General features: G+C 39.4%; 10 protein-coding genes. 6 read left to right on the top strand and 4 right to left on the bottom strand.

Translation table 11 applies throughout. From position 1 onward, the window contains the following. Nucleotides 1–646 precede the first annotated feature (646 nt). The 3 genes from splB (at nt 647) to BUB56_RS18645 (ending at nt 2,809) form a co-directional block, all read left to right on the top strand. Complete coding sequence (gene splB / locus BUB56_RS18655) at nt 647–1,672, top strand: spore photoproduct lyase (protein ID WP_110942756.1); 1,026 nt, start codon at nt 647–649, stop codon at nt 1,670–1,672. Between the two features lie 71 nt (nt 1,673–1,743). Then, the gene (locus tag BUB56_RS18650) at nt 1,744–2,169 is read left to right on the top strand and encodes a hypothetical protein (RefSeq protein ID WP_110942755.1); all 426 of its coding nucleotides are present in this window, start codon (nt 1,744–1,746) and stop codon (nt 2,167–2,169) included. Between the two features lie 133 nt (nt 2,170–2,302). Next, nucleotides 2,303–2,809 carry a hypothetical protein gene (locus BUB56_RS18645; protein ID WP_110942754.1) on the top strand — a complete coding sequence of 169 codons (507 nt, stop codon included), beginning with the start codon at nt 2,303–2,305 and terminating at the stop codon, nt 2,807–2,809. 65 nt (nt 2,810–2,874) lie between these two features. Here the strand turns inward: BUB56_RS18645 and BUB56_RS18640 are convergent, their stop codons facing one another. Then, on the bottom strand, nt 2,875–3,285 hold the full coding sequence (locus BUB56_RS18640) for a hypothetical protein (RefSeq protein WP_110942753.1): 411 nt from the start codon (nt 3,283–3,285) through the stop codon (nt 2,875–2,877). A gap of 103 nt (nt 3,286–3,388) precedes the next feature. Further along, nucleotides 3,389–3,616 (bottom strand): hypothetical protein, encoded by a 228-nt coding sequence (locus tag BUB56_RS18635; protein ID WP_110942752.1) that lies wholly within the window; start codon nt 3,614–3,616, stop codon nt 3,389–3,391. A gap of 446 nt (nt 3,617–4,062) precedes the next feature. On the opposite strand from BUB56_RS18635, the gene BUB56_RS18630 reads away from it, so the two are divergent. After that, nucleotides 4,063–4,443: a 3-methyl-2-oxobutanoate hydroxymethyltransferase gene (locus BUB56_RS18630; RefSeq protein WP_110942751.1), complete on the top strand. Its 381-nt coding sequence runs from the start codon at nt 4,063–4,065 to the stop codon at nt 4,441–4,443. Here the strand turns inward: BUB56_RS18630 and BUB56_RS18625 are convergent. Further along, complete coding sequence (locus BUB56_RS18625) at nt 4,424–5,284, bottom strand: 2-oxoacid:ferredoxin oxidoreductase subunit beta (protein WP_110942750.1); 861 nt, start codon at nt 5,282–5,284, stop codon at nt 4,424–4,426. The genes BUB56_RS18630 and BUB56_RS18625 overlap by 20 nt on opposite strands. Then, nucleotides 5,285–7,021, bottom strand: a complete 1,737-nt coding sequence (locus BUB56_RS18620; RefSeq protein ID WP_110942749.1) for a 2-oxoacid:acceptor oxidoreductase subunit alpha — start codon at nt 7,019–7,021, stop codon at nt 5,285–5,287. It abuts the gene before it with no gap. Nucleotides 7,022–7,217: 196 nt separating this feature from the next. On the opposite strand from BUB56_RS18620, the gene BUB56_RS18615 reads away from it, so the two are divergent. Together BUB56_RS18615 and BUB56_RS18610 are read left to right on the top strand one after the other, a co-directional pair. Next, entirely contained in the window at nt 7,218–7,586 is a 369-nt protein-coding gene (locus tag BUB56_RS18615; protein WP_110942748.1) for a phage holin family protein, read from the top strand. A gap of 306 nt (nt 7,587–7,892) precedes the next feature. Next, a partial coding sequence (locus tag BUB56_RS18610; RefSeq protein WP_190014754.1) for a transposase zinc-binding domain-containing protein occupies nt 7,893–8,078 on the top strand: 186 nt, incomplete at its 3' end.

Below are 8,078 nucleotides of genomic sequence, written 5' to 3'. Positions count from 1 at the left end.
ACAGACTATCTTAAACATACAGAAAAATCAGCATGTTTAGTTCTATTTGCTTTTAGATTCTTGAGCCTGAGGGACATAGCCATCCGTAGGACTTGCCCTTGATGGCATGTAAGGAACAATGCTACAATGCTGTGAATTTGACGGTGAAGTTTATCTGCTTTTGAGTTCTTTCGCCGTCGGTAATAATTTCAGAGCATTGTTTGTCATGCTGTCAAGGGTGGCGCTAACCAGTTTAATCCCTTGACTCGGCATAAATTCACCAACCATTTAATGCTGTTTTGATTTTTTCCGTAGATTACATGTGATTTTATTTGCTTTATTCTTTCATAAACTACTTTACACTACCAGTGCATATTCATGATATAGCTTCATTATATTACATCAGATATATTATGGCAATAAAGTTGTAAAGCTGCAGAAAAAATATTGAAAAAATATGAATAAAAAGTGTAATAATGGGAAAATTAGATAATGAAACAAGTTATGGTTTAAAAGTCTACCAGGACTTTTAAATACACCTTATTCCCACCCACAACTCATCAATAAGAAAAGAGCAGCCATAATGCTGCTCTTTTCTTTTCCCAATAGAAAAGTATAGTTTGTGAAGAACTGTAAACAATAGAAAGCGAAGAGAGGAGGCTGGAAAATGAGACTATGGATGCCGCAACGTGTATATTTTGAACCTTCTGCCCTTAATTATCCAATGGGACAGCAAATTTATGCCTACTGTAAGGAAAATGGAATTCCTATATTGCAGACCACATCTCATAACCAAGTGAGGGGAATTCCTGGAGAAACGGAAAAAGCCAGGTATGCCAACGCGAGAAAAACACTGGTGGTAGGGACGAAAAAATCTATGAAGCTGGATGTATGCAAGCCCTCAGCCCATTATCAGTTTTCCTTAATGACCAATTGTCCCGGAAACTGTGAATACTGTTATCTCTTTACAACTCAAGGAAAGAAGCCCTACGTAAGAGTTTATACAAATTTGGAAGAGATTTTTCAATCCATTGAAAAGCATATCGAAAGCAGACTGCCTCAGACCACACTGTTTGAGGCAGCCAGTACGGGGGATCCGCTGGCTGTAGAACACATAACGGGAGCATTGAGAAAGACCATAGAGTATTTTGGAGGCTTGGAAAAAGGAAGATTAAGAGTTGTAACCAAATTTGCCAATGTGGACAGCTTATTAAATATAAAGCACCAGGGGCATACCCGATTTCGATTTTCTATTAATACAGAGTATGTAATTCGCCAATTTGAACATAATACAGAGGATCTTACAGAGCGGTTAAAAGCGGCAGAAAAGACGGCTAGAGCAGGCTATCCGCTAGGTTTTATTATTGCACCTATTATGCGGCATGAGAATTGGAAAGAAGAATATGCCCGGCTGATTGAAGCCTTAGACCAATACAAAGCCTTTCACAGGAAGAGTCATATTACCTTTGAGCTGATACAGCATCGATTCACTCAGACTGCCAAGGAAATTATTCAGGAACGGTATCCAAACACAAAGCTGAATATGAATGAGGAGGAAAGAGTGCGAAAGTTCGGAAAGTATGGGAGAGTAAAATATATCTATCCGAAGGATGAGGCTATGGAACTTAAAGAATACTTGTCTGGTTTAATCAAGCACCGCTTCCCCAATGCACACATCCACTACTTTACTTGATTGAGAATATTTGTATCATCAAATTTCTTATGTTAAAATGAAAATATCATTTGGAAGAGGAGGAAGGAAGTATGAGTTACATATTTAGCGGGAATAGAAGAGTAACCGATGAGGATATCAAAAAAATTATTCAAGAGACTACAGAATTTGATGTGACTGCTGATATATCCACAAGAACTAAAAGAGAAGACGTTTTAGCCTTTATTTTGCAGTGTGATGCAGAAGCCCTCAGACAGGATTTAGAAGCGGAAGATCTGGAAATCGATATAGAGACCGACGAAGAGGCCTACATTTCAGAATTAATGAACAAGGCTGATGAGTACGCAGTAGAAATAGAAGAAAGTCTTCCTGAGGATCTGCTGGCCTATTACTACGCTTACGAATACGATGAGGATGAAGGGGTAGTAAAGAGTATTTTAGTGGTTGCTTCCGCTGAATTAGGGGAATTAAAGCTCCGTGATGTAGGGAATCGTTTGATTACCGTTGTAGGAGACTAATTTATGTTTCTGTAAAAAATAAAGGCACAGATTCGCCAACAAAAACTATATGAGTGCTGCTGATCAGCATTCTATAGTTTTTTGTTTTTTGGGCAATCTAAAACTAGCAAACTGATTATAGGAAGTGAAGCCTATGAAAAAATTTATTTTAATAATAAGCAGTATAATATTGATGGTTTATATAGGACTGCAGACAGATGTAGAAAAACTGTATCCCGGCAGAGATGAAAAAGCACCCATCTACCTAAAAGTGGCGGAAGATGAGGCTTATTATTTGAAAGTTCGACAACAGATTCAGCATGTACTGGATCAGTATACAGCCAGCATGTTAAAAAAAGATACAGATAAATTAATGGAGCAGATTTCTGAAGAATATAGGGATGACCAGACAAGGGACTACAAACTGTTGGAGGAAGGAATCGAAAATGAGCTAAAGGACCTGGGCTATGTGCATTTGGATTATCAAATTCAATTGATCTATCCTACAGCCCAGGGGATCTGGGTGAGGATGGAGAAAAAATATGGACAAACCCGTGACGGGCAGGAGATTGCAAAAAGACTTATAGAGGATTTCTTATTTGTTCAGGAAAAAGGCAGTTGGAAAATAAGAGGCATTAAAACAGTAAGCAAATTAATTTAGTCTATTTAATAAGAAAACCCATCTTTTTCTGACAGCTAAAGATGAGTTTCAATGAATTCTATAGATCACCTATAAATGATACGAATATCATAATTGGCATTTTCATAATCGGTCTTCACCAAAATAGGAGAGGTTAGAACTTTATGAATACCCCGTTCTTCCGTTTCTCCTTCACGTACTGTGATATTAAAGATAAAGCCATGAGTGTCTTCCTTGATTTCTATTTTTTTTACAGTGCAGTTTTTGTGCTCCCCTAAGCTTATCAGCAAGTAATTGCCCGATGAAAAATTGTTTTTGTAAAGTCCTGTACTAGGCTTGATTTCATCAATCCATTCCAAAACCTCCTGATCTAAGGTTTGTGGGTTTTCAATAATATGAAAACCACTTAGATCACTGGCAATTTTTGTATCTGTACAGCCGATCAAGGATACCATTCCGATAAATCCACTCAAAAAAATAAGAAAAAATTTCTTCATAATAATACCCCCTGAGTCTTGCCCCTATATATAGACGTATCAGAGGGTAAAAAAGTTTCAAAAAATATCTTAAAAATATTTATTTGCTATGCATAGGATCTCCTCAATCTAAATCTGAAGGCAGTTCATCGGTATAAACCATTCCGTTGGAGGCGTTTTGCATAAGCGTATTATTCATTGCATCATCAACTCGACCGTCAGCTAAACCTACTCTTCTAGGACTGGTTGTACCTAGATTGAAGCCAGTCATTGCACTTAATTCTCCTGCAATTTCTTCTCGAAACTGACTCATTGCTATTTTTGCTTCTCTTGCTGCGCCTTGCTTCATCATGATATTACCTCCTTTTACTTTACATATAAGTTTTCTAAGCTTTAGTATTTGCTAAAATCCAATAAATTATATTATTAAATTATTCTGTAATATAGGTGAATATTCTTATGACATAAGAAAATACAAGACACTAGAGAGCGTCTCTTTGATCCTTTTGCAATCGTTCTTAACAACCAAAGACAAAGAAGCCGTATAAAAACTTGCATGTTTGAGCACAGTGAGTTTGCAAGTTTTAGGATTCTTTATCGGAGGGAGTTTTAGAACGACCAAAAGGGCAAAACTAGCGAATCTGTGTCTTTATTTTCTAGAATCACATTTTAGATATAGAACGTTAATGAATAGGTAAATTTGGCTTAAATAGGATAAGCATGCCTTTTTACCTTATAGAGATTGGATGAATTTTGGGGAAAACTAGGATTACAGTATAAAGATTTGAGGTGTAAAAAATGGGAGAAAAAGGATTTGCAACGGCATCATTTTTAGAAGCAAAGAAAAAAGGGCGAAAAATTTCCATGCTTATAGCCTATGATTATTCCATGGCAAGACTGCTGGATGATGCAGGAATTGACAGTTTATTAGTAGGTGATTCACTGGGGATGGTTATTCTTGGATATGAAACCACACTGCAGGTTACCATGGAAGAGATGATCCATCACTGCCGGGCTGTTGCCAGAGGTGCAAAGAGAGCTATGGTTATTGGGGATATGCCCTTTTTATCCTATCATATTAGCATAGAGGAAAGCGTACGAAATGCAGGCAGGCTGATTCAGAATTGTAGTGGAGGGTTTCCATACCCTCCACTACCTATCAATAAAAATCCTCCATAAGCTGATTAAACTGATCAGAGATATCCAGATTCTGATGAACCACTGCAGAACCGCGCTCTCCAGGGAGCTTGCTATAGTAATCAGGATCATCATTTTCATAGAGGATTCCTGTGAATAGCCCATCGGTAGCAAGATATTGATTCATAGCCGACTGAAGGCTATGGGAATCATAGTTATCAATATCATCCAGGTTAAGCAGATGCTCTCGGAACCACTGATAAGTATTGGTTTTGTTAAAGGTAACACAGGGACTGAATACATTTACAAAGGAAAAACCCTTATGCAAAATAGCCTTGGTCAGTATATGGACCAACTGCTCTTGATAGCCGGAAAAGCCCTGGGCTACAAAGGTGGCTCCTGCAGACAACGCCAAAATGCCGGGTTTTATGGGGGACTCTATAGAACCGTGGGGTGTACTTTTTGTAATGAAACCCGTGGTGCTCAAAGGAGAGGTATGGCCCTTTGTTAAACCATAAACCTGATTATTCATTACTACATAGGTTATATCAATATTTCTCCGAATGGCATGAATCGTATGGGCAGTACCAATGGCAAAACCGTCACCGTCACCACCGGCTGCGATAACAGTCAGTTCTGGATTGACCAGCTTGATTCCCTGGGCTACAGGCAAGGCCCGGCCATGGATGCTGTGGAACCCATAAACATTTAAATAACCGGAAATCCTGCCGGAACAGCCGATACCGGAAACTACTGCTAAATTATGGGGTGCAATATCTAGACGGGCTGCAGCCCCCTGAAGGGAACGCAGTACGGAGAAGTCACCACAGCCTAGGCACCAGGTGGGGGTAGTATTATTGCTGTAATCCATTGCTGAAGGCATTTATATCAACTCCTCTATTTTCATTTGAATATCCTGATGAGTAAAAGGTAAACCATTGTATTTCAGGAGGCTGTGAATCTGTTGATGATATCCGGTTTCCTGCTTTAAGATATTGGCCAATTGTCCTGTACAGTTGTTTTCCACAACCAATATCTTATGATACTGCTGGAATAAGCAGGACAATTGGCTTGCCGGCAGAGGCTTAATACGTTTCATCATACCAATGGCAACAGGTGTATCTAGAGAAGCAACAGCATCTTGTATGATCCCAAAGTTTGACCCCATAGATAAAATCAGCAGAGAACTATTAGGATTCCCAAATAGGTCTATGCCGGGCAAATCCTTCAAAGGCTTTAATTTACTCATACGTTTCTCCATCATACGACTGCGGTTTTGATCACTTTCATCAGGGCGTCCTGATTCTTGATGCTCTATTCCCGTAATGGGATGCATATGATCGGGCGTCCCCGGATAGGCTCTTGGGGAGATGCCATCATCAGTAAATAAAAAACGCTTGTAGCTTTTCGAAGATGGAAGATTGTGACTGGAAGCCGATGCTACTTTACCCCGATCAATAGATATTTGATGAATATCCAGAGGATCTATGGTTTGCCTGGAAAGACTGAGATTTAAGTCACTAAGGATAAATACGGGACATTGATATTTTTCGGCTAGATTGAAAGCTTCTATTGTTTGATAAAAGCACTCTTCTACTGAATAGGGGTATAATATGATGGAGGGTATCTCACCATGAGGGCCATAATAGAGGCTGTTAAGGTCGCTTTGCTCATGTTTGGTAGGCAAACCGGTACTAGGCCCACCCCGTTGTGCATCTACGATTACCAGTGGAATTTCTGCCATTCCCGCAAGTCCGATCCCCTCCATCATTAAGGATATGCCCGGACCGGAGGTAGCAGTCATGCTTCTTGTGCCTGCATAGGAAGCACCGATGGTCATAGTAACCGCGGAGATTTCATCCTCTGTCTGCACCATGACGCCATTTACCTGTGGAAATTTCTTTGTCAAGTATTCCATGATTTCTGAAGCAGGGGTGATAGGGTATGCTGCCATAAAGCGGCAGCCTGCTGATAAGGCTCCTAAGGCTATGGCTTCATTTCCAATCATTGCTGCCCTTATGGTTTGATCCGCAGAAGGAGAAAGGGTATACTGCAAATGATCGAAATCCTCTGCAAAAGGAGTCTCATAGCTTTTTTTCAAAACAGACAGGTTTTTAACGAGGATTTCCTCGCTTTTCTTCTGAAAGGACTGATGAATAACTCCTTCCAACTTAGAAAAAGGCAGCTGAAAAAGCTTGCCCAAAATTCCAATTATTGCGGTATTTTTCATTACTGTAGCACCATACTCCTTGGCAGTCCCTGTTAAGGGGACAGAAATCCATTGTATGTTTTTATCCTCAAGTGTATTTTGAAGCTCCTTAACCAGTATAATATCATCGTAAATGAGCAGACCGCCTTTTTTTAGCTTTTTATACTGAAGGGCAATGGTGTCTTGATCAAAGGCTACCAGAATGTCTAGTTTATCACTGCAGCTCAAGACCTTTTTCGTACAGACCTCAATCACATAATTTGTATGGCCTCCCTTGATTCTGGAGGAAAAGGTTCGATAGCCATAGGCAAAATATCCTGACCTCGAAAGGGCTCTGATTAAAGTGTCCCCGGTGCTAACCACTCCCTCACCCTGTATGCCGCCAAACATGACCGTTATTTTTTTCGTCAATATGATCACTCCCTAGTAATATGCTCTGTCTATCCTATATGTACCACTGATGATAAGGAATTAATCAAATTATTCCATAGGATTCATAGCCTTAGTATTTGTAGAATCAATGAATTTATAGAAATCAAAGACAGGATACATAAAATCCCCTTTGCTTGTAAATAATGTAATCATAAGGAAACAGGAGGTGTTAAGAATGGAAGAGAAAAGAAAAACAACGCGGCAGGAGATGGGTTTTGGCGGTATGATCATTCGAATTTTAGTTTCTATGATCGTACTGGCAGTAGCAGCATTTTTCACACCCTATTTCTCTATAACAGGCTTTGTGCCGCTGCTATTCGCTGCAATTGCCATCGGTGTAATTGACTATTTGATTGAGCGCTTCGTTGGGTTTGATGCGTCTCCCTTTGGAAGGGGAATCACAGGTTTTATTGTATCTGCACTGATTATTTATCTAACAGGTGTTCTGGTTCAAGGAGTATTTGTAAACTGGCTGGGAGCAATCCTGGCTGCCCTTGTCATCGGAATCATCAATATGATCATTCCGGGAAGACATGTAATGTAGTAAAGAGATCGGGTTGCTAGCCCGATCTTTTTATATAATAGGAAAGTTCTGCTTTCCTATTATATAAAAAGAGGGGTTGTAGGGGATGAAATCCCCTGCCCGCATTCAGGAAGGTGCTCAGGCTGCCGCTCAGCCGTCGAAGGAAACCTAGGGTTTCCTAGCGAAAGCATCGAAGATGCTTTTTTATTGTTGTATAAGAAAGTATAAATTTTTTTGATATAATAATAGGCATGTAAGAGAGTAAAATCAGGACATAGAAGAATTAACCATTTATTAACAGTAAAAATATGTAAGCGGAGTTTTGATATGGGAAAAGGGATTCTAAGACAAATATTTATTGATCATTGGGATGATTTTGTCAAATTGTATGGTCATAAGATTAGAAAAAATGTGCTAAGTGAAGTCAAAAAGATGATGCATTGTGGGTCGATTGCAAATGGATACATAGAATATAAGTGCCCAGACTGTGAGAATTCAAAGAAGATAGGTTTT

It is taken from the genome of Geosporobacter subterraneus DSM 17957 (assembly GCF_900142145.1).
Lineage (GTDB): Bacteria > Bacillota > Clostridia > Peptostreptococcales > Thermotaleaceae > Geosporobacter > Geosporobacter subterraneus.
Note: the sequence above shows the minus strand (reverse complement) of the source record. Positions and strands in the feature narration are given on the sequence as shown.

Coding starts and splice junctions, on each gene's coding strand:
- BUB56_RS18625 (WP_110942750.1), bottom strand. CDS start 5,284: ATGCCTTCAGCAATGGATTACAGCAATAATACTACCCCCACCTGGTGC.
- BUB56_RS18645 (WP_110942754.1), top strand. CDS start 2,303: ATGAAAAAATTTATTTTAATAATAAGCAGTATAATATTGATGGTTTAT.
- BUB56_RS18650 (WP_110942755.1), top strand. CDS start 1,744: ATGAGTTACATATTTAGCGGGAATAGAAGAGTAACCGATGAGGATATC.
- BUB56_RS18615 (WP_110942748.1), top strand. CDS start 7,218: ATGGAAGAGAAAAGAAAAACAACGCGGCAGGAGATGGGTTTTGGCGGT.
- BUB56_RS18640 (WP_110942753.1), bottom strand. CDS start 3,285: ATGAAGAAATTTTTTCTTATTTTTTTGAGTGGATTTATCGGAATGGTA.
- BUB56_RS18635 (WP_110942752.1), bottom strand. CDS start 3,616: ATGATGAAGCAAGGCGCAGCAAGAGAAGCAAAAATAGCAATGAGTCAG.
- BUB56_RS18630 (WP_110942751.1), top strand. CDS start 4,063: ATGGGAGAAAAAGGATTTGCAACGGCATCATTTTTAGAAGCAAAGAAA.
- splB (WP_110942756.1), top strand. CDS start 647: ATGAGACTATGGATGCCGCAACGTGTATATTTTGAACCTTCTGCCCTT.